This is a genomic window from Micropruina glycogenica (genome assembly GCF_900289045.1).
Classification (GTDB): domain Bacteria; phylum Actinomycetota; class Actinomycetes; order Propionibacteriales; family Propionibacteriaceae; genus Micropruina; species Micropruina glycogenica.
In genome coordinates, this window is record NZ_LT985188.1 from 1,501,244 (window position 1) to 1,522,294 (window position 21,051).

At 68.4% G+C, this 21,051-nt stretch carries 16 protein-coding genes, 4 tRNA genes and 1 pseudogene; 11 read left to right on the forward strand and 10 right to left on the reverse strand.

Annotated elements, in window-relative coordinates:
• Nucleotides 1–4: 4 nt before the first annotated feature.
• Nucleotides 5–2,023 carry a threonine--tRNA ligase gene (thrS, locus tag MPLG2_RS06925; RefSeq protein ID WP_105185496.1) on the reverse strand — a complete coding sequence of 673 codons (2,019 nt, stop codon included), beginning with the start codon at nt 2,021–2,023 and terminating at the stop codon, nt 5–7.
• Between the two features lie 324 nt (nt 2,024–2,347).
• On the opposite strand from thrS, the gene MPLG2_RS06930 reads away from it, so the two are divergent.
• Both MPLG2_RS06930 and MPLG2_RS06935 read left to right on the forward strand, forming a co-directional pair.
• On the forward strand, nt 2,348–2,989 hold the full coding sequence (locus MPLG2_RS06930; protein WP_105185497.1) for a TetR/AcrR family transcriptional regulator: 642 nt from the start codon (nt 2,348–2,350) through the stop codon (nt 2,987–2,989).
• 107 nt (nt 2,990–3,096) lie between these two features.
• Entirely contained in the window at nt 3,097–4,482 is a 1,386-nt protein-coding gene (locus tag MPLG2_RS06935) for a hypothetical protein (protein WP_105185498.1), read from the forward strand.
• Here MPLG2_RS06935 and MPLG2_RS06940 read toward each other — a convergent pair.
• The 4 genes and pseudogenes from MPLG2_RS06940 to MPLG2_RS06955 form a co-directional block, all read right to left on the reverse strand.
• Nucleotides 4,463–5,451, reverse strand: a pseudogene (locus MPLG2_RS06940) (IS5 family transposase). The gene MPLG2_RS06935 and the pseudogene MPLG2_RS06940 overlap by 20 nt on opposite strands.
• A gap of 272 nt (nt 5,452–5,723) precedes the next feature.
• Nucleotides 5,724–5,799: transfer RNA gene (locus MPLG2_RS06945), tRNA-Val, on the reverse strand.
• Between the two features lies 1 nt (nt 5,800).
• Nucleotides 5,801–5,871: transfer RNA gene (locus MPLG2_RS06950), tRNA-Cys, on the reverse strand.
• A gap of 43 nt (nt 5,872–5,914) precedes the next feature.
• Nucleotides 5,915–5,987, reverse strand: a tRNA-Gly gene (locus tag MPLG2_RS06955).
• Nucleotides 5,988–6,165: 178 nt separating this feature from the next.
• On the opposite strand from MPLG2_RS06955, the gene MPLG2_RS06960 reads away from it, so the two are divergent.
• The 3 genes from MPLG2_RS06960 to MPLG2_RS06970 all read left to right on the forward strand — a co-directional run bounded on the left by MPLG2_RS06960 (nt 6,166) and on the right by MPLG2_RS06970 (nt 8,818).
• On the forward strand, nt 6,166–7,362 hold the full coding sequence (locus MPLG2_RS06960; protein ID WP_173909610.1) for a DDE-type integrase/transposase/recombinase: 1,197 nt from the start codon (nt 6,166–6,168) through the stop codon (nt 7,360–7,362).
• Between the two features lie 141 nt (nt 7,363–7,503).
• Nucleotides 7,504–7,575, forward strand: a tRNA-Val gene (locus MPLG2_RS06965).
• A 442-nt stretch (nt 7,576–8,017) separates the two neighbouring features.
• Nucleotides 8,018–8,818, forward strand: coding sequence for a sirohydrochlorin chelatase (locus MPLG2_RS06970; RefSeq protein ID WP_105185499.1), 801 nt, complete (start codon nt 8,018–8,020; stop codon nt 8,816–8,818).
• 160 nt (nt 8,819–8,978) lie between these two features.
• On the opposite strand, the gene MPLG2_RS18825 is transcribed toward MPLG2_RS06970, so the two are convergent.
• The 3 genes from MPLG2_RS18825 to MPLG2_RS06980 form a co-directional block, all read right to left on the reverse strand.
• On the reverse strand, nt 8,979–9,122 hold the full coding sequence (locus tag MPLG2_RS18825; RefSeq protein ID WP_173909611.1) for a GPGG-motif small membrane protein: 144 nt from the start codon (nt 9,120–9,122) through the stop codon (nt 8,979–8,981).
• 156 nt (nt 9,123–9,278) lie between these two features.
• Nucleotides 9,279–10,181, reverse strand: a complete 903-nt coding sequence (locus MPLG2_RS06975; protein WP_105185500.1) for a polyphosphate kinase 2 family protein — start codon at nt 10,179–10,181, stop codon at nt 9,279–9,281.
• Nucleotides 10,182–10,246: 65 nt separating this feature from the next.
• Nucleotides 10,247–11,314: an ATP-dependent DNA ligase gene (locus MPLG2_RS06980; RefSeq protein WP_105185501.1), complete on the reverse strand. Its 1,068-nt coding sequence runs from the start codon at nt 11,312–11,314 to the stop codon at nt 10,247–10,249.
• A gap of 95 nt (nt 11,315–11,409) precedes the next feature.
• Here MPLG2_RS06980 and MPLG2_RS06985 point away from each other — a divergent pair, with 95 nt between their 5' ends.
• Nucleotides 11,410–12,027, forward strand: a complete 618-nt coding sequence (locus MPLG2_RS06985; RefSeq protein ID WP_105185502.1) for a cysteine hydrolase — start codon at nt 11,410–11,412, stop codon at nt 12,025–12,027.
• Nucleotides 12,028–12,097: 70 nt separating this feature from the next.
• Here MPLG2_RS06985 and MPLG2_RS06990 read toward each other — a convergent pair whose 3' ends face one another.
• Entirely contained in the window at nt 12,098–13,150 is a 1,053-nt protein-coding gene (locus MPLG2_RS06990; RefSeq protein ID WP_105185503.1) for a DNA polymerase domain-containing protein, read from the reverse strand.
• Between the two features lie 69 nt (nt 13,151–13,219).
• Between MPLG2_RS06990 and msrB the strand changes: the two genes are divergently transcribed.
• The 5 genes from msrB (at nt 13,220) to MPLG2_RS07015 (ending at nt 19,097) form a co-directional block, all read left to right on the forward strand.
• Nucleotides 13,220–13,633 (forward strand): peptide-methionine (R)-S-oxide reductase MsrB, encoded by a 414-nt coding sequence (msrB, locus tag MPLG2_RS06995; protein ID WP_105185504.1) that lies wholly within the window; start codon nt 13,220–13,222, stop codon nt 13,631–13,633.
• An 84-nt stretch (nt 13,634–13,717) separates the two neighbouring features.
• Nucleotides 13,718–14,287, forward strand: a complete 570-nt coding sequence (locus MPLG2_RS07000; RefSeq protein ID WP_105185505.1) for a DUF3000 domain-containing protein — start codon at nt 13,718–13,720, stop codon at nt 14,285–14,287.
• Entirely contained in the window at nt 14,284–15,534 is a 1,251-nt protein-coding gene (locus MPLG2_RS07005; protein ID WP_105185506.1) for a ribonuclease D, read from the forward strand. Before MPLG2_RS07000 ends, MPLG2_RS07005 begins: the two co-directional genes overlap by 4 nt.
• Nucleotides 15,535–15,567: 33 nt before the next feature.
• The gene (locus tag MPLG2_RS07010; RefSeq protein ID WP_158680935.1) at nt 15,568–17,403 is read left to right on the forward strand and encodes an outer membrane protein assembly factor BamB family protein; all 1,836 of its coding nucleotides are present in this window, start codon (nt 15,568–15,570) and stop codon (nt 17,401–17,403) included.
• On the forward strand, nt 17,400–19,097 hold the full coding sequence (locus MPLG2_RS07015; protein ID WP_105185508.1) for a hypothetical protein: 1,698 nt from the start codon (nt 17,400–17,402) through the stop codon (nt 19,095–19,097). The genes MPLG2_RS07010 and MPLG2_RS07015 overlap by 4 nt, the downstream gene beginning before the upstream one ends.
• Here the strand turns inward: MPLG2_RS07015 and dxs are convergent.
• Nucleotides 19,085–21,019, reverse strand: coding sequence for a 1-deoxy-D-xylulose-5-phosphate synthase (gene dxs, locus MPLG2_RS07020; protein ID WP_105185509.1), 1,935 nt, complete (start codon nt 21,017–21,019; stop codon nt 19,085–19,087). The two genes, MPLG2_RS07015 and dxs, sit on opposite strands and share 13 nt — an antisense overlap.
• Nucleotides 21,020–21,051: the final 32 nt, after the last annotated feature.

Here is a 21,051-nt window from a genome sequence, read left to right on the forward strand (position 1 = left end):
CGGGTCAGGCCGCGGTCGGGTCGGCGTTCGACCGACTGGTCACGTGGTCGACGATCAGCTGGACGGCCTCGTCGATCGGCACGCCGTTGCGCTGCAAACCGTCGCGGTAGCGGAACGACACTGCGCCGGCGTCGCGGTCGTCGCCACCGGCGATCAGCACGAACGGCGCCTTGGCCTTGCTGGCGTTGCGGATCTTCTTGCCGAACCGGTCGTCGGACGCGTCCAGTTCGACGCGGATGCCGCGGGCCTTCAGCTGGTCGAGCACCCCGCCCAGGTAGTCGTTGAACTCGTCGGCCACCGGCAGCCCGATCACCTGCACCGGCGCCAGCCAGGCCGGGAACGCACCCGCGTAGTGCTCGGTGAGCACGCCGAAGAACCGCTCGATCGACCCGAACAGGGCCCGGTGGATCATCACCGGCCGCTTGCGGCTGCCGTCGGGCGCGGTGTATTCGAGCTCGAACCGCTCGGGCTCGAAGAAGTCGAGCTGAATGGTCGACATCTGCCACGTGCGGCCGATCGCGTCACGCGCCTGCACCGAAATCTTCGGCCCGTAGAACGCCGCGCCGCCCGGGTCGGGCACGAGTTCGAGGCCCGAGCGCTCGGCCACCTCTTGCAGGGTGCGGGTGGCCACCTGCCAGGTCTCGTCGTCGCCGATGGACTTGTCGGGGTTGCGCGTGCTGAGCTCGAGGTAGAAATCCTCGAGGCCGTAGTCGGCCAGCAGTTTGAGCACGAAGGTGAGCAGCCGCTCCAACTCGGCACCCACCTGCTCCTGCGTGGTGTAGATGTGCGCGTCGTCCTGCGTGAAGCCGCGGGCCCTGGTCAGGCCGTGCACCACGCCCGACTTCTCATAGCGGTACACGGTGCCGAACTCGAACAGTCGCAGCGGCAACTCGCGGTACGACCGTCCGCGCGAGCGGTAGATCAGGCAGTGCATCGGGCAGTTCATCGGCTTCATGTAGTAGTCCTGACCCTGCCGGCGCACGTTGCCGTCGGCGTCCACCTCTTCGTCGAGGTGCATGGGCGGGTACATGCCGTCGGCGTACCAGTCGAGGTGACCGGACGTCTCGAACAGCTGCGCCTTGGTGAGGTGCGGGGTGTAGGCGAACTCGTAGCCCTCTTCGACATGCCGGCGGCGGCTGTAGTCCTCCATCTCCATGCGCACGATCGCGCCCTTGGGGTGGAAGACGGGCAGGCCCGAGCCGATGTCGTCGGGAAAGCTGAACAGGTCGAGTTCGGTGCCGAGCTTGCGGTGGTCGCGCTTGGCGGCCTCCTCGAGCCGGAACTTGTAAGCCTTCAGGTCGTCCCTGGTGGGCCAGGAGGTGCCGTAGACCCTCTGCAGCTGGGCGTTGCGCTGGTCGCCGCGCCAGTAGGCGGCCGACGTGCGCATCAACGAGTAGGCGTTCAGGTAGCCGGTGTGCGGCACGTGCGGGCCGCGGCACAGGTCTTTCCAGGCCACGCTGCCGTCGCGGCGCACGTTGTCGTAGATGGTCAGTTCGCCGCCGCCCACCTCGACGCTCGCGCCCTCGGTGTCGACGGAGTTGCCCTTGATGCCGATCAGTTCGAGCTTGTACGGCTCGTTCGCCAGTTCGGCGCGAGCCTCGTCGTCGCTGACCACGCGGCGCACGAACTTCTGTCGCTCGCGCACGATCTGGCCCATCTGCTTCTCGATGGCCGCCACGTCGTCTGGGGTGAACGGACGGGCGGCGTCGAAGTCGTAGTAGTAGCCGTCGGTGATGAAGGGCCCGATGCCGAGCTTGGTGTCGGGGTACAGCGCCTGGACGGCCTGCGCCGTCACGTGCCCGGTGGAGTGCCGCAGGATGTTCAGCCCGTCCGGACTGTCGATCGCCACCGGCTCCACCTCGTCGTCGGCGGCCAGTTCACGGGCCAGGTCGCGCAACTCGCCGTTGACCCGCATCGCGACGACCGTGCGGTCGGCGCCGAAGATGTCGAGCCCGGTGGTCGCAGTCTCGACCACCTGGGGTTCGCGCGAATCGGGGCGCACCACGGTGATGGAGACAGACACGACGGGACTTCCTTTCGAAACGGGATCCTGCGCCTCCAGCCGGGCGCGGCCTCCATTGTGCCGCAACCAGCCCGGCGCGTCGTGCGTAGACGCGACAAGACCGGGCTCCGATCCCCCCGGTCGGAACCCGGTCTCGTACAAATCAGGTGAAAGACTCTGTGAGCCCTACCCTCCCGTTGCGCAACCCCTGTGTCTTCTTCCCCCCGGTGAAGATCTTGGAGGTCGTCCCCCGCTGACAGAAACATTATGCGGGCTGCCGCTTCCGGTTCCACTCAAAACTGTCCCCCCCGCGGGTGACTTCCACACGGTCGCGGAGCACCAGCAGTGACCGGCGGCGCCGACACCCGCGAGCGCCTGCTGCAGGCCACCATCGAGTTGCTCGCCGGGCCCGGCATGGCGGCGGTGTCGGCGCGGGGCATCGCCGCCCGCGCCGAGGTGAACCAGGGCCTGGTGTTCTACCACTTCGGCTCGGTGACTGCTCTGGTGGCCCAGGCGACCCGCCTGAGCACCGAGAACACGGTCATGTTGTACCGCGCCGCCCTGCGCTACGAGGGCTCGTTCGGCGAGCCCTTGGCGGTGGGGCGTCGGCTGCACGCCGAGGCGGCCTCGGTGGGATCGGTGCGGGTGATGGCACAGCTGCTGGCCGCAGGACAGTCCGACCCCGCCTACGCCGACGTCGCGCGGCAAAGTCTGGACCTGTGGTTCGCCGAAGTCACCGCTGCGGTCGAGCGGCTGCTCGACGACTCACCGATGCGCGACCTGGTGGACGTGCCTGCCCTGGCCCGCGCGGTCGGAGCCTCGTTCGTCGGTCTCGAGCTCTACGAGGGCGTGGACGCAGGCGGCGCCGCCCAGGCGCTTGACGCGCTGGCCCAACTCACCGTGCTGATCGACGTGCTGGACGGCCTCGGGCCCGTCGAGCGCCGCCTGCTCACGTCGCGACTGCGCGCGGCGAAAGCACGACGCTGACCCTTGCCCCCGCGGCTGATGCATCACGGCGCGTCCGACCCCCTCTTCACAGTGTGTCCGCCTGAATCCGGCGGCCCGAGCCGACGTGGCGAGGCGAGGAGGACGTGATGCCGAAGGCCAACGAAACCGAGTACCTGGTGACACTGCCCGGGGGTGGCCGATTGCGGGGCGATGCCGCGGCCTCGTACCTGCGCATGCGTGCCGACGGCATGCCCGCCGGCGGCGTCGACGTGTTCTACCGCAGTCTGGCCAAACAGGCTGAGCTGTATCGGCTCTATCTGGCGGGCAAGGGCAACCTGGCCGCCAAGCCGAGCCGGCACGCGCCCCACGTGCGCGGCATGGCCATGGACCTGAGCACCGGCGGCAAGGGCCCGTACAAGCCGTCCGAGGCGCACAAGTGGCTCACCAAGGGCGGCAACGGCAAGCTCCAGCCCCAGCCCGGCGAAAAGCTGCGAGCGCACGCCTACGGCTGGCGGCGCACGGTGCCGTCGGAGCGTTGGCACTTCGGCTACTCCCGGGCCGGCGACACCGAGCGCGCCGCCGATCTGAGGGCGCGGCTGCTTATGCTCGGTTTCGAGATGGTCGAGGACTTTCAGCGCGAGCAGGGCTTGAAGATCGACGGCGAGGACGGTCCGGCCACCTGGCAGGCGCTGCTGGCCATGACCGGTATGGGCGGTGCAGCAGCGATGCCACCCGCGGCCCTGAAGTTTCGCTTCGGGCACTCCGGCTTGGGTGACTTGGCCGGCGGCGCACCGGGCCCGGGCGCCTGGCTTTCCACGCAGCTCGACTGTTCGGTGTACGCGCTGACCGGCGTTTCGGAGTCGGTTCGCAACGCGATTCGCGACGCGCTGGGCGGGCAGGACCGCTGGAAGGTCTACCCGATCGGCACCACCACGGTGCTCTGGAACGCAGACAAGTGGTTGCACTCCGGCCGGGCCGACGTCACCTTCGCCCACGCTGAACCCGCCGGGGCCGTTCGGGCGCAACTGACCTCTCGATCGAATGGACGATCGCTCGACGTGATCGCCGTGCAGGCCCGGGCAGCCGACGGCTTCGCGACACCGGGGCACGCCGCGGCGGGCCAGCAGGGTGACCTGACAATGGCGCTCGACACGCTGCGACGCGCGAAGGTGCCGACCATTCTGGCCGGCGACGTCGGTGCGGCGGCGCCGTCGATGCTGACCGAACGAGGCTTCACCCGCGCATCGGCCGAGGTGGCGGGTCAGGCCGGACGGCAGGTGTGGCTGTCGCAGGGCATCGCGATGCGAACCGCCACGCCGTTCGAAGACCCCGCCGTGCTGGCCGCCTGGCGGCTGCACCTCACCCTGTCGCGGCCTAAGGGAACCGCTGATCAACGTGCCATTCGTGGCGTGAGTGACGGTGATCGTGCTCTTGGAGGGGTTGGGTGTGGGCGTTGTCGGCTGATCGATTCGCTGCGGGGGGCCTGTTGGGGCGGTTTCGGGCAGGCTGACGCTATGCCGCCGCCGTGGTGAGAGCGACGGCACGTGCCCGCATCAGCCAGTTCGCCAACGCGAACGCGACGTGGAGACGATGGAGATTCTTCGCCAGGCCGCGGTAGCGGGTCTTGGTGAACCCGAAGTCTCGTTTGACTATCAGGAACGCGTGCTCGACCTTGGCCCGCACCCCGGCCTTGCGGGACTCGATCGCCCGCTCATGAGGATGCATCCTCGCCAACTGGCTCTTGCGGGCTGCAATGTGCCAGGTGACGCCGGCGAGGTGGGGATCGCCGGTGATCTCCTCGCGTTTGTCGATACCCAGGTAACCGGCATCGCCCCACCCGGCAGTGTCATCGGGCCGCATCAGATGGGCAGCCTCGGTGATGTCGGACACGTTCGCTGCGGTGGCGGTGACCGAGTGCACATATCCGGTGCCGGCATCGGTACCGATGTGGGCCTTCATCCCGAAGTACCACTGATTGCCCTTGCGGGTCTGGTGCATCTCGGGGTCCCTGGCACCGGTGGCGTTCTTGGTCGATGACGGTGCCGCAATGATCGTGGCGTCCACGATCGTGCCGCCCCGCATGATCCAACCCTCACGCTCAAACAGGTCGTTCTGCGCCGCCAGCAGTCTCTGGCCAAGCTGGCCTTCTCCAACAGGTGACGAAAGTGCAGCAGTGTGGTCGCGTCGGGCACCTGCTCCACCGTGAAGTCCACACCCAGGAACCGGCGCATCGCGAACGAGTCGTAGATCGCGTCCTCGACCCCCTCATCGGACAGGTTGAACCAGACCTGCAGCAAATACATGCGCAGCATCATCGCCAGCGGCTTCGCCTTCCGACCCGTCTTACCTGGCCGGTCCAGGTAGTAGTACGGCTCGATCAGATCGATCCACACCTGCCACGGGATCGTGGCCTCCATCTGCTCCAAGAACTGCTCACGCTTGGAAACCCGCCGACGATTGCCATACTCGACATCGGCGAAAGAAGGCTGCTCGCTGTCCATACCCCAACAATTTCGCGTCCCAACAGCCGAAGCCAGCCACCGAACCGCACACCACAAAAATCAGCGCATCCTTAGGAAACCGCTGGTCGAGCGTGTCGTCCAACGACCCGCCGCGCTGGTCGAGCTTGTCGAGACCCATTGCCGCGAGGGGTTTCGACGAGCCCAACCAACGTCAAGCCCAACCAACGACCCGCGCGTTGATCAGCGATGCCGTTGGGGGTAGCGGGCCGGGGTGAATGAAAGGCCCGGTTCACCGAACCGGGCCTGCGCTCTGGTGGGCGATACCAGACTTGAACTGATGACCTCTTCCGTGTCAGGGAAGCGCGCTACCAACTGCGCCAATCGCCCGAGGTGGAGACGGGATTTGAACCCGTGTACACGGATTTGCAGTCCGTTGCCTCGCCTCTCGGCCACTCCACCGGTGAGACCCGGCCTCGTCGCGGCAGGTACGAGACCAACTCCGAGCGGACGACGGGATTCGAACCCGCGACCCTCACCTTGGCAAGGTGATGCTCTACCAACTGAGCCACGTCCGCATGCTTTCCGCGACCCCTCTGGGCCGTGGTGCGCATGCAACGATAACAACCCGCCGACGGGGCAGGCAAACCGACGACTTGACTCACGTAAAAGGTCCGGGAAGGGCAGCGCGTGCCTCACATGAGGATGTCCGCCTAGCTGTTGGGGTTCCCTGGCCCTGTGAGCAGGGAGTTGTCGATGGCGTCGCGCCGTGATGTGACCAAGAAGTTCGCCCGCGAATACGCGAAGGCGGACAGAGCTGAGAAGAGCCGTATCCTCGACGCGCTAGTGGCGTCGACGGGCTGGACCCGCGATCACGCCCGCCGAGCGATCCGGGCCGCGGCCACCCGCAAGGGCGCGGCCCGCGACCAGCAGCGGAAACCACGCCCACGCAAGTACTCCTACGATGCGCTGATCGTGTTGCAGGAGGTGTGGCGGCTGGCCGGTCAACCATCGGGCAAGTACCTGGCCGTGGTGATGGAGGACACCCTGTGTCGGCTGGTTCGAGACCGTGAGCTCGGCAAGGTCGCCGACCGGGTCAGCGACACGGTGATCGACGAACTAAGGTCGATGTCGGCAGCCACGATCGACCGTTACCTGAAACCGCACAAGGCTGCCGGCTACCCCGCCGCCGGCCTGTCCAGCACCCGACCCTCGCACATCCTGCGGTCCTCGATCCCGCTGCGCACCGCGACCGACGACCCGATCACCGTGCCCGGGTTTCTGGAGTTGGACACTGTCGCTCACTGCGGCCACACACTCAAAGGCGAGTTCCTTCGCACCTTGTCAGCAACCGATCCGGTGACCGGCTGGACCATGCTGCGCAGCATCCGCAACAACGCGTTCGTGCACGTCCACGCCGGCCTGGAATGGATCGCCAAACTGGCACCCCTCCCGATCGCCGGCATGGACTTCGACAACGGCTCCGAGTTCATGAACTGGTCCGTGATCGCCTGGTGCGACGACCACCACATCCCGATCACCCGCGGCCGGCCCTACCACCACAACGACAACGCCCACATCGAGCAACGCAACGGCGACTGGGTCCGCCGCCACGCCTTCCGCTACCGCTACGAAACCGACACCGAACTCGCCCTGCTCAACCAACTCTGGGACCTGGTCATGGCCCGCAAGAACCACCTGCTGCCCTGCGTCAAAGCCGTCGACTGGACCCAGACCCGCAGCGGCCGCAAGAAGCGTGTCTACGACAAACCCAAAACCCCCTACCAGCGGCTCCTCGACACCGGCCCGCCCGACCCCGCGACCCGTGCCCGGCTCGCAGCCGAACACGACAAGCTCAACCCAGCACGCATCACCCGAGGCATCAACCACATCCAGCAACAACTCATCGACCTAGCCAAAGCACGCACCCTCGGCACCCGCCCCGCCGCCTAACCATCCGGACATTTCATATGAGGCACGCGCCAATCACCCGCGGACATCTTGACGTGAGGCAAGACGACCGAGCAGTGAGCACCCCGCCCCACGGCCACGATGTGCGCACAGCCCGACGGATCGGCTATCGTGAGTCCTCGCGGGCGATTGGCGCAGTGGTAGCGCGCTTCGTTCACACCGAAGAGGTCACTGGTTCGAACCCAGTATCGCCCACCGCATAAATGCTTGCCAGGCCCATGTCGGCAGCGATGATGGCACTCCGGGTGCGTTGACGAATGCATTCGAGTGCTCACACCCCGGTTCTATGGCTGCCTGCTCGATCTGTTCCAGAGCCGCACTCCCCAGCAGTGACCAGAACGGCTGCGCCCCCTCAGCGCAGACCACAGCGACACCCAAGGTGCGCGAGTGCGCCCAAGTGGGCCCGCCGCAGGCCAGGCCTTTGGACGGTCTGGTGCTCAGCCAGCGAGACGAATGGGACTGCACAAGGAGTCTCGACCCAGTTGGTCCGCAGTGAGAGCAGGGTTGTCTCGAATATTGGAACTCATAACCACATGTCGGACACGCGATTTGCATCTGGTAGTGCTGACCAGAAAGGCTGAGCCCCGCAAGTGCCGGCAATGGAGCCGCAGGACATGTGACGCAAGAGAGGCACATCATGACCGCTCCAGCCTTGGTGATGGTGGGAATGGGCAGTACTGATGCCCAAGTGGCCCAAGTCGCGCACTCGTTGCGGCAGGGTCTGCAACGTATGCGAGCCGGCCTGTCCGTGCATTGCGCGTTCCTCGAACATTGCTCTCCCACACCCGCACAGGTCGTCGGCCAGTTGGTGAAGCAGGGCATCACCGAAATCGTGCTGGTGCCCCTGCAACTCACCCACGCCATCGACCCCGACGAGCGCGCGCTCGTCCAGGCCACCAAGCTGCGCACGGTGCACCCCGAGCTGCGCATTCAGGTGTCGCGGCCGATCGGCCCCGAGGTCAGCCTGCTCACCGTGCTCGACCAGCGGCTACGGTCGTCGCTGAGCACCAGCCGAGTGCTCGAACTGGACGGCCTGGTGCTCAGCTCGGCCCGCAGCGGCGACGTGCGCGGCAACGCGTTGCTGGCCCGTCGCGCCCGGCAATGGTCGACGCACCACCGGCTGCCCTGCCTCACCGGGGTCGCCGACGGCTCGGGGCCGTCCGTCGCCCAAGCCATTCAGGGCCTGCGCGCCCAGGGCCGCCGGCACATCGCGGTCGGATCGTTCTTTCTCACCGCCACCGAGCTGTTCCACGCCCAGGCCGACTTGGCCGAGCGTTGTGGCGCGGTGTCGGTCAGCGAGCCGCTGGGTTCGGCCCGCGAGGTGATGGACCTGATTCTGGCCCGCTACGCCTTTGCGGCCATGGATCTGCTCGACATCGGCTTCGACGATCTCGACGAGGACGTGCCCGCACGTCACCTGAGCATCGTCAGCGCCTGACGATGAGCTGAATCGCTGGTCGAGCTTGTCGAAAGCCCTGGTCACGAGGGTCTCGACAAGCTTGACCAACAACAGCCCTGTCTCGACAAGCTCGACCAACCGGTCTCGACGAGCTCGACCAACCGCCCTGTCTCGACAGGCTCAACTCACCGACTCGTGGTCAGTGGAAGATGCTCACGCCGCCCGGCCCCACCAGCAGCCCGACGACGATCAGCACGATGCCCCACATCACCTGCTTGCGAATGATGGCCAGGATTCCCGAGACGACCAGCACCGCCGCGATGAGCCACAACACCGTTGTCATGCCAACCTCCTGATTCGGTCGCACCGCGCCCGATTGGGGCACGCAGCGAAGATCACGCGAAGCGGTTCACTTCGCTACGCCTATGCGTACGCCTGTTCGGCGCCGCGGCGATACCCAACAAAGGGTGTGGTCGAAGCCCAGGCCCTCGCGGGTCGCTCAGGACCTGGCGACCCGCGCCTTCTCGGCGGCCACGTCGAAGGTGGCCTCGGGCCAGCTCAGATCCATGCCCACCAAGTGCTCGCGCAGCAACTGGGCGACCGCCCAGTTGCGGTACCACTTGCGGTCGGCGGGAATGACGAACCAGGGTGCGTAGTCGGTGTTGCACCGCTCCAGCGCGTCGGCGTACGCCTGCTGATAAGCCGGCCACTTGGCCCGGGCGTCGACGTCGCCCGGGTTGTACTTCCAGTACTTGTCGGGGCTGGCCAGGCGCGCCGCCAAGCGCGCCTTCTGTTCGTCGAACGACACATGCAAGAAGCACTTGATGATCGTGGTGCCCTCGTCGGCGGCCTTCTTCTCGAACGTGTTGATCTCGTCGTAGCGCTTGTTCCACTCGCTGACCGGCACCAACTGCTCGACCCGCACCACCAGCACGTCTTCGTACTGCGAGCGGTCGAAGATGCCGATCATGCCGGGGTCGGGCAGCGCCCGGCGAATGCGCCACAGGTAATGGTGTTTGCGCTCCTCGTCGGTCGGCACCTTGAACGAGGTGAGCTGAATGCCCTGCGGGTCGACCATGCCCATGGCGTGCCTGATCACCCCGCCCTTGCCCGAGGTGTCCATGCCCTGCAGCACCACGAGCACCCGTTTGGCGTTCTCGGGGTCGGATCGCCCGTTGGCGTACAGCCGCTCCTGCAGGTCGCTGATCTCGGGCGCCAGCGCCTGGGTGAGCGCTGGGCCGTCCTCTTTGCCCTTGCCGGGAAAGCCGTGGGTGGCTGCGGTGTCGAGTGAACTGAGATCGACCGGGCCGGACGGCAGTCGCAACAGTTGGCTGAGCGGCTTGGTTGCCCGCTGGGGTGACTTCGATTTCGACGTTGACTTCGACTTCTTCTTGGCTGCCATCTACGTAGTGTGGCGCAGCATCGCACCACGATGCAGTAGGCCGGACCGATTGCCTGTGGCGTCGCTCAAGACTTCAGCGCCAGAATTTCGGCCAGGTCGTAGCTCACCGGCTCGTCCAGCTGCTCGTAGGTGCACGAGCGTGGGTCGCGGTCGGGCCGCCAGCGGTTGAACTGGGCGGTGTGCCTGAACCGGACGCCCTCCATGTGCTCGTAGCGCACCTCGACCACCAGTTCGGGCCGCAACGGGGTGAACGACAGGTCTTTGCCGTTGTTCCAGCGGCTGCCCGCGGAGTTCTGCGGGGTGCGCGTGCCTTGCTCTTGCTTCGCCCACGCCCACGGGTGGTCGTCGAAGGTGGTGACCAGCGGCTGCAACTCGGTGAACAACTCCTTGCGCCGGGCCGCCGGAAACGCCCCGATCACCCCCACCGAGGCAAGCTCGCCCTCGTCGTTGTAGAGGCCGAGCAGCAGCGAGCCGATCGCGTCCGGCCCGCTGGCGTGCACCCGGTAGCCGGCCACCACGCAGTCGGCCGTGCGCTGGTGCTTGATCTTGAACATGGTGCGCTTGTCGGGCTGATAGGTGCCGACCAGCGGCTTGGCCACCACGCCGTCGAGACCCGCCCCCTCGAACTGGCTGAACCACTGCTGCGCCAGCTCGGGGTCGCGGGTGGCCGGGGTGAGGTGCACCGGTGCGGCCGCGTCGGTCAGCGCCTGTTCAAGTGCGGCACGGCGCTGTTCGAAGGGTCGCGAAGTAAGGTCGTCGTCGCCCAGCGCGAGCAGGTCGAAGGCGACGAAGCTGGCCGGGGTCTGCGCGCTCAGCATGGTGATGCGGCTGGCCGCGGGATGAATGCGCTGCGAGAGCACCTCGAACTGCAGCCGATCGCCGACCACGACGATGATCTCGCCGTCGACGACGCAACGCTCGGGCAGGTTGGCCTTCACCGCCTCGACGAGTTCGGGGAAGTACCGGGTCAGCGGACGCTCGTTGCGTGACCCGATCTCTACCTCGTCACCGTCGCGAAAGACGATCGAGCGAAAGCCGTCCCATTTGGGCTCATAACTGAGTTCGCCGGTGGGAATGGTGGGCACCAACTTGGCCAGCATCGGCTTGACGGGGGGCATCACGGGCAACTGCATGGGTGCCATTGTGCAGCGCCGGTGCGACATCGTGCGCCGAGCCGCAGGGAGTGGTTCGATGGACTCATCGGGGAACCACTCAACGAGGAGAACCCATGTCTGACGAGACCCTGACCCTTGACCCGGCCAAGACCGCATTGGTGCTGATCGAGTACCAGAACGAGTTCACCACCGACGGCGGTGTGCTGCACGGCGCCGTCGCCGAGGTGATGGATTCGACCGGCATGCTCGACAACACCAAGGCGTTCGTCGAGAAGGCCCGGGCGGCCGGCGTGACGATCATGCACGCGCCGATCACTTTCGCCCCCGGCTACGCCGAACTCACCCGGCACCCGTACGGCATTCTGGCCGGCGTGGTGGGCGGCAACGCGTTCGTGAAAGGCACGTGGGGCGCCGCGATCGTGGACGACTTGACCCCCGCTGAGGGCGACATTCTGATCGAGGGCAAGCGCGGCCTGGACACCTTCGCCAGCACTAATCTCGACTTCATTCTGCGCAGCAAGGGCATCGACACCGTGATTCTCGGCGGCTTTCTGACCAACTGTTGCGTCGAGTCGACCATGCGCAGCGCCTACGAGAACGGCTACCGGGTGATCACCCTGACCGACTGCCTCGCAGCGACGTCACAGGCCGAGCACGACAACGCGATCGCCTTCGACTACCCGATGTTCAGCCATCCGCTGAGCTCGGGCGAGGTGGCGGCTGCGCTCTAGGTCGAACCACCGCCGGTCGAGCTTGTCGAGACCACCGCACGTGGATCTCGACAAGCTCGATCAACGGTCTTTACTGCCAGTTGGCTTCGTTCTTCTTCGACGGCTGCACCCGCGGGGGCTCGCCCGGCATCTTGGGGTAGTCGGGCGGGTAGGGCATCTCTGCTCCCCCGCCGGCATCGTCGCGGGCGTACCACGCCAGGGCGGTCGTGATCGGCGCAGGATCGCTCGCATACAGCGGCGCCCACAGGTCGCCGCGCTCGGTGAACCGCGCCGGCATGGTGACGACGGTGAAGTCGTCGGGGCTCACCGACGCCAGCTCGTCCCAGGTCAGCGGTGCCGACACCCGGCCGGCCGGCGTGGGCCGAATCGAGTACGCCGACGTCATCAGCCGGTCGCGCGCCATCTGGTTGAAGTCGACGAAGATGCGCTCGCCGCGCTCCTCCTTCCACCAGTTGACGGTCACCTCATCGGGCAGGCGGCGTGCCAGTTCCCGTCCGATCGCGATGGTGGCGTGCCGGGCGTCGATGAAGTCCGAGGGCACGATCGGCGCGAACACGTGCAGGCCGCGGCCTCCACTGGTTTTGGCGAAGCCGGTCAGCCCCGCCTCGGTGAGCACCTCGCGCAGCACCAGGGCCGCTGCCACCGCGTCGGCGAAATCCGTGCCCGGCTGCGGGTCGAGATCGATGCGCAACTGGTCGACCAGGTCTGTCTGCGGCGCCCGCACCGGCCACGGGTGAAAGCGCACCGTGCCCAGGTTCACCATCCACACGATCGTGGCCAGGTCGGCCGGGCAGACCTGTACGGCGGGGCGTCCGGACGGAAAACGCACGGTGGCGGTCTGCACCCAATCGGGCATGCCCTTCGGGGCGCGCTTCTGGTAGAACGCGTCGCCGTCGGGATTCGACGGGCTGACCAGTGACGAGCCCTCGCCGACCCCGTTGGGCCAACGCTCCATGGTTGTGGGTCGGTCTTTCAACGCGGCCAGAATGCCCGGCCCGACGGCCAGGAAATAGTGGGCCACCTGCAGTTTGTTGAGCCCCAAGCCAGGAAAGTACGGCTTGCTGGGGCTCGAGATGCGAACGGTGCGTCCGTCAACGTTCAACTCCACCGGGGCCTCGGGCATGCCGTTCAGACTACGCACCTACGCTGACATCACCAGCCAGGGCCGGCACCGATCACGAAGGAGCATGCCATGCAACTCGACCCGAAGCAGTTCAAGACCCCCGAACAGTGGCGGGCCCAACTGACCCCGCAGGAATACCACGTGCTGCGCGAGGCGGGCACCGAGCGTCCGTTCACCGGCGAGTACACCGACACCCAGACCAAAGGCACGTACTACTGCAAGGGGTGCGGCGCCAAGCTGTTCACCAGCGACACCAAGTTCGAGTCGCACTGCGGTTGGCCGAGCTTCTTCATGCCCGAAACCGACTCGGTGCGCTACATCGAAGACAAGTCGCTGTGGCAGACCCGCACCGAGGTGCGCTGCGCCACCTGCGACAGTCATCTGGGCCACGTGTTCACCGGTGAGGGCTACGACACGCCCACCGACCGGCGCTACTGCATCAACTCGATCTGCCTGGTGCTCGAGCCCGAGACGGCGCGGTGACGGTTGCCCTCCCCCCGGCGAGTCCCGGTTGCGGACGGCCGGGCCGCGGCTAGATTCACATGCGTGGGAGGAGCGCGCAGAACCATGGCTGAAAGCCCTCGGTTGTTCGACGAAGCGGTTGCCGCGCTGCAAGCCATGCACTGGCGGCCCGAACTGGTGATCGAAGAGATTCCGGCACCGCAGCGCATCGCCCCACACGCCGTGGCCGTTGCCGCCGAGGTGGTGTCGGGCGGCGACGACCTGGGCAACGGAAGGCTCGTGCTGCTGCACGACCCGGCCGGCAACCCCTCGTGGGACGGCGACTTTCGCTGCGTCACCTACGCCCGCGCCGACGTGGACGCCGAGATGGTCGCCGACCCGCTGCTCACCGAGGTGGGCTGGTCGTGGCTCACCGACGCCCTGGAACGTTACGACGCCGCCTATACCGCACCCAGCGGCACGGTGACCGCGGTGTCGTCGCGGGCGTTCGGCGCCATGTCGGCCGACCCGTCCCGCGCCGAGGTCGAAATCAGGGCCTCGTGGACGCCGGTGATCACCTCATCAGACGACGTCACCCGCCACCTGATGAGCTGGTCGGAGTTGCTGTGCACCACCGCGGGCTTGCCACCGCTGCCCGAGGGCGTCGTCGTCATGTCGGCGCGGCGCCGGCGGTGACCGACCCGGTCGAGGCCGAACTACCCGTCCTCGAAGCGCCGGCCGATGGGGTGCCGGCGGTGGTCGACACCCCCGAGGCTCTCGCTGCGGCCGCCGCGGCCCTGGCCGGCGGCACCGGCCCGGTCGCGATCGACACCGAGCGTGCGCACGGGTTTCGCTACTCGCCCCGGGCTTACCTGATTCAGTTGCGCCGGGCCGGCGCCGGCACCGTGTTGCTCGACCCGATTCCGTTCGCCACCAACGACGCTCCGGCCGACCTGTCGGCGCTCGCGCAGGTGCTGAGCGACGCCGAGTGGATTCTGCACGCCGCCACGCAGGATCTGCCCTGTCTGGTCGAAGTGGGCATGGTGCCGGGGCGGTTGTTCGACACCGAACTGGCCGCCCGGCTGACGGGTATGCCGCGGGTCGCGCTGGGCACGCTGATCGAAGAGGCGTTCGGGCTGCGGTTACGCAAGGAGCACTCGGCGGCCGACTGGTCGCGCCGTCCGCTGCCCGACGACTGGCTCAACTACGCCGCCCTCGACGTCGAGTTGCTGATCGACCTGCGCGACTGGCTGGCCGACAAGCTCGACGACCAGGGCAAGACCGAGTGGGCCGCGCAGGAGTTCGCGCACCTGATCGCGCAGGCGCAGGTGGTGCCGCCGCCGCGCCCCGACCCGTGGCGACGTACGTCCGGCCTGCACGCCGTGCACAGCGCGCGGGCGCTGGCGGTGGTGCGCGAACTCTGGACCACGCGAGACCAGCTGGCCTCGAGCATGGACCGCGCCCCGGGCAAGATCCTGCCCGACCGGGCGATCAGCGGCCTCGCCGCTCGGCTGAACTCGCCCGAGGTGAAGCGGCTCGGGCCACAGGACCTGTCGGCGATCAGCGAGTTCTCGTGGCGGGCACCGTCAAGGTACCGCGCGCGCTGGCTGGCCGCGCTCGATCGAGCGGCGGCGCTCACCCGCGATCAGTTGCCGCCCAAGCAGCTATCCTCCGACGGCCCGCCGCCGCCCCGTACGTGGGAAACGCGCAACCCAGAGGCGGCTCAGCGGTGGAACGCGGTGCGTCCGGCGGTGATCGGACGCGCCGAACAGCTCGAACTGCCGGTCGAGAACCTGGTCAGCCCCGACGCGCTGCGGCGGGTGCTCTGGAAACCCCCCATGCCCTTGACCGCCGAGAGCCTGGACGCGGCGCTTGAAGCCGAACTGGTGCGGCCCTGGCAGCGCGAGCTGCTGATTCCGCTGATGCTCACGCAACTGTGCTGAGTCAGCGCAACTGAGTCTGCCTATAGTGAGTGCGTGACAGACCCCGGCCATCGCATTCCCGGGTTGTCCGGCGGCCCGCCCCCTCAGTGGGCCGCTCCGCACCGGGTGCCGCCGCCGCAGCCACCCGCCGGCCCGTCCCGCCCGATTCGTGAGCATCGGCTGCCGGCCACGATTCTGCTGATCGTCACCACGCTGGCTTTGTTCGCCGCCTCGGCGGTGGTCGGACGACCCGATGACGGCCGATCGCGCTCACCGGTGATGGCGTACCTGCCGCCGTCCGGTACCCGGGTGGTGCTGCAGACCTCCGACGGCAAAGACGAGGTCGACGAGTACTACACCACCGTGGGCATGGCGTTCAGCCAGAGCGGCCCCAGCGCCCTCGGCTACGGCATCGAGAGCGTCGAAGAAGCCCAAACCACCACGTGGCTACGGGTCTTCGTGACGATCGCGGACGCAGCCGGCACGGTGGCCGAGCGGCAGACCCAGTTGTACGCCGTGAAGCCCACCGGCCTCGAGCTGCGGGTGGCCGCCTGGCCCGACCGCTTTCTGATGTTCAAGCCCGGCCTGCTGATGCTGCCGGCCGGCGTGCAGCCCGGGCACACCTGGTCGGTGGCCGGCACCGCAGGGCTGGGCAGCGGGGCCGCGGTCACCCTCGAAAGCCCGATGAGCGCGTCGTTCAGCGCGACCGCTGCCGGTGACGGGTGCGTCGTCGTCGCCGGTGACCTGAGCGTCGGCAGTGGCACCGCTGCGGTGCGCAGCCGGTCGTCGATGACCTGGTGCCAGGGCCGGGGCGCAGTGGCGGGCAGCGACAGCACCCGCACCGTCACGGCGGTGCAGCGTCCGCCGGTCTGGGGTTCGGCGTTCCAGCCGTCCGAGCGCGGGCCGCTGCCCGATCCGGTGGCCGGCGGACGACTCGAGGGTCGCGACATGACCGGGCTGCCGCCCATGGCGCTGGCCGCTAGGCTGCCCCCGGTGGTGCTGCCCGGTCGGGTGCTCGTCTACCCCAATCAACTCAATGGTGACCTGGTCGCCCGCGGCTGGGACGACGGCATGGTCGACGCACGCTGGGCGGCCCAGCCCGGCGGCAGCATCACCGGCCTGCTGGCGATCGACCGCATCGTGGTCGCCACCACCAGCGAGCGTCGCGTCGTCGCCTACGGCGACCAGGGCCAGTACCTGTGGCAAGCCACCCTGCCCGATGCCGCCGAGGCCGACCCGGTACGGTTCGGACGCCTCGTGGTGGTCGGCGGGCTGGACGGCACGGTGAGCGCCTACGACGCCGCCACCGGCACCCTGGCCTGGCGCACGCACACGCCGAACGAGATCCGCCAGCCGCCGGTGGTCACCGATAGCGGGGTCACCGTGCTCGATCAGGCCGGCAACCTGCTCACCCTGGCCGCCGACGGCTCGACCCTGGCCAGCTTCAGCACCGAGCCGCCGGAGTCGTTCACGGTGCGCGACGGGCTGGTGGTGGTGGCCGGACGCACCGACGGCGTCGTGCGTGCGTATCGACTGCCGGACGGCTCGATCGCCTGGCGCACCCCGGTGCTGGGTGCGCGCAACAGCCTCACGCCGGTCGGCGGGGTGATCGTCGTGCAGCAGAACGACAACCTGCGTGCCCTGCGCACCACCGACGGCACGGACGCCTGGTCGAAGTCGCTGCGACCCACCGCCCTGGCCGCCCTCGGCGACAGCCTGGTGGTCAGCGACGTCAGCAGCGTGTACCGGCTGGGCGCCGACGGCAGCACCCTGGCCACCTGGCCGACCGACGCCACCAACCTCGACGAGAGCTTCACCGGCCTCGAAGTCGGCACGTCCGACCTGTTCCTGTTGCACAACAACCAGGCCTACCTCTGGGTGGCCCGGTGAAGACGCTCGCGGCTTTCGGCCGGGTGCTGCGCGACCTGGTGCTGCTCACCATCGTCGCGCCGGTGCGCGAGGGCCGTCCACGCACGGCCGGCTGGCCAGCCGGGTTGCGTGCGCTGCTGGTGTTGAGCCTGGCGGTCTATGCCGCGCTCACCCTGGCTGTGGTGTTCGCGGCGCCCCTGCGGGCCGTCGATCGGCTGATCGTGCTGAGTCGCGGCGGCCTGGTGCCCGAGACCGGCGCGATGCTGCTGATCGGCGCGAACGTGTTCGCCCTGGCGCTGCTGCTGACCGCGGCGCTGCATCTGAGCTGGTGGGCGAAGCTGCTGGCCTGGCTGCTCGTCACGTCGGTGGTGCTGTACTTCACCCTCGGGGCGTCCGTCGATCCGCCGACCCTGCTGTGGTCGGGCGGTGGGTTGTTGGTGCTGCTGATCATGATCGTGGTGCGCTGGCGGCGCCGGTACGCCTGGTGGGAGTTCGTGGCGGTCGCGGCGGCCCTGGCCGCTGCCCTGTTCGGCCCGACGCTGACCAGCGAAACCCAGCGGGGCGTCAACGTCGACTTTCGCGGCATTGCCCTCGAGGGCACGCTGCAGGCGATGACCAGCATGGCGATGCCGGCCCTGTTCGTGGCTGGCGCGGCCCTGGCCCAGATCGCGGTCTCGGCCTCCTTCGCGGGCGTGTCGTCGAGCGTGCGCGAACTGCCCCGCCCGGTCATCGTCGGGCTGGCCTGGCTGGTGCCGCTGGCCGCGGTGGTGACCGTGGTGTTCGCCCTCGGCGATGCCGAGAACAGCCCGCTGGGTTGGGTCGGCGCGGTGGGCGTGCTGCTGGTGATCGGTGCCTTGGCCACGGCCGCCACCGCAGCCGCGGGACGTCCGCCGGCCTGGTCGGACCTGGACGAGGACTCGACGGCGCTCAACTACCTGGTCGCCCTGTGTTCGGTCGCGTTGGCCCTGGTGGGGCTGGCGACGATTCCACTGCAGGCCGTGGTGCCACTGCTGCACGTCGAGGCTCTGCAGTCGCTGCTGGACGGCTACAACTTCATCGCGCGGCAGGACGCCACAACATCGATTCTGCGGATGCTCGTGGGCGGTGTCGGTTTCGTGCTGGCCCTACCGCTGGCTCGGCGGGGACGGCCGTGGCCGGCGATGTTTCTGGCCGCGGTGTTCGCACTGGCCGGCCTCGCCCTGGTGCGGCTGCTCAGTCGCACAGGCATCGGCGCGCCGGTCGCCCAGGTGGCCGGAGTGCTGACCGTCGCGCTGCTGGTGATCGGCGGTTGGCTGCTGGCCACCTCGCGGTTGAGCCGCCAGGGGGCGGTCGCGCTGACCTGCGGGCTGGTGCTGTGCCTGGTGTACCCGCATCGGGCGATTCTGGACGACCCGGTGAGTGCCGCGCTCGGCTTCACCGGCATGGGTGCGGTGCTGTTCGGGCTGATCTGGCGGCTGCTCACCGAGGGCGAGATCACCCGCGGCGACAGTCCGCGCTGGCCGATGCCGGCCCGGGTGATGCTGTACTGCGCCAGCGCGCTGCTGGCCGTGACGTCGACGGCTTATGTGGCGCTGACCCGGCAGAGCGGCGGCGACACCGACATCTCGATCTTCACCGACGCCGGCGACTCGCTGCTGGGCACTCCCCTGTTCATCACCGCGGTGCTCGGCTGCATCGGCATCGCGGTGGCCAGGCAGGCCGGTCAGCCGCGCTGATCGGCCTGGTCGGGGGCCGGTTCGGGGTCGCCGGCCAGCACGGTTTCGGTGGCCAGCCGGGCCAACTGCTGGGCGGTCAGGCACAGGTCGTCGAGAATGCCGGCGCGGGTGCCGTGGTCGATGAACCGCTGCGGAATGCCGAACTCGCGCACGTCGGCCCGCACCCCGGCCAGCCGGCACTCCTGGGCCAGCCGCGAGCCCAGACCGCCGGCCAGGCCGCCGTCCTCGATGGTGAGCACCAGGTCGTGCGCGCCGGCCTGGGCGATCAGGGCCTTCGGGGTGGGCAGGGCCCAGACGGGGTCGACCACGCGCACGCCGATGCCCTGCTGGGCGAGCCGGTTGCCCACCTCGACGGCCATGGTGGCGAACTGGCCCCAGCCCACCACGAGCACCCGGGGGTCGCCGTGTTCGACCAGCACGTCGAGGCCGTCCTCGTGTCGCACGGGGCGCAACGCAGCGGGCAGCGGATCTTTCGAGAACCTGATCGCCGACGGACCGTCGTCGATGCGCACGCATGCCTGCAAGGCCTCTTGCAGCCGCTGCTCGTCGCGGGGCACAGCCAGCCGCAGGCCCGGCACCAGGCCGAGCAGCGCCAGGTCCCACATGCCGTGGTGGCTGGCGCCGTCCGGACCGGTGATGCCCGCCCGATCGAGCACGAACGTCACGCCCTCGCCGTGCAGGGCCACGTCCATCAGCAGCTGGTCGAAGGCGCGGTTGAGAAAGGTGGCGTAGATCGCCACCACCGGGTGCAGCCCGGCGCGGGCGAGGCCGGCGGCCGAGGCGACGGCGTGCTGCTCGGCGATGCCCACGTCGAAGGTGCGCTCGGGAAAGTGCTTGGCGAACCGGGTGAGCCCGGTGGGGTGCAGCATCGCGGCGGTGATCGCCACCACCCGGTCGTCGGTGGCGCCGATGCGGGCGAGCTCGTCGCCGAAGGCCTGGGTCCAGGTGCGGGCCGACGAGGTGGTCAGCGGTTCGCCGGTCACCTGGTCGATCGGGCCGACGGCGTGAAAGCGGTCTTCTTCGTGCTGCTCGGCGGCGGCGAACCCACGGCCCTTCTGGGTGATGGCGTGCACGATCACCGGGCCGCCGTCGAACTGTTTGGCCTGCTCGAAGGCCAGTTCGAGAGACTTCAGGTCGTGGCCGTCGATCGGCCCGAGGTACTTGATGCCCAGGTCGGAGTACATGCCCTGGGGCGCGAGCACGTCCTTCACCCCGGCCTTGAAGCCGTGCATCAGGTCGTAGGCCGGCTCGCCGACCACGGGGGTGCGGTTCACCCAGCGCTTGATGCGGGCCAGCGCGCGTTCGTAGCGCCGGTCGGTGCGAATGGCCGACAGTTGCTGCCCCAGGCCGTGCAGCCGGGTGGCGAGGCCGCCGATGGTGGGGTTGTACGAGCGGCCGTTGTCGTTGACCACGATCACCAACCGCAGGTCGGGCTCGACCGCGATGTTGTTGAGCGCCTCCCAGGTCATGCCACCGGTCAGGGACCCGTCGCCCACGATGGCCACCACGGTGCGCGGCTCGCCCTTGAGCGCGAACCCCTTGGCCATGCCCTCGGCCCACGACAAGGCGGATGATGCGTGCGAGCTCTCCACCCAGTCGTGCTCGGACTCGGCCCGGCTCGGGTAACCCGACAGGCCACCGGGTTTGCGCAAGGTGTCGAAGCGGTGCTGCCGTCCGGTGAGCATCTTGTGCACGTAGCTCTGGTGGCCGGTGTCGAAGATCAGCGGGTCGCGGGGCGAGTCGAACACCCGGTGCAGCGCGATGGTGAGCTCGACGGCACCGAGGTTGGGGCCGAGGTGGCCGCCGGTGCGCGACACGTTGGCGATCAGCGAGGCGCGAATCTCTTGGGCCAGCGTCACCAACTGATCGTTGGTGAGGTCACGCAGGTCGCGGGGGCCGGTGATCCGTTCGAGCAGCGCCATGCGCCGAGTCTAGGGGGACGATTCGCCGGTAG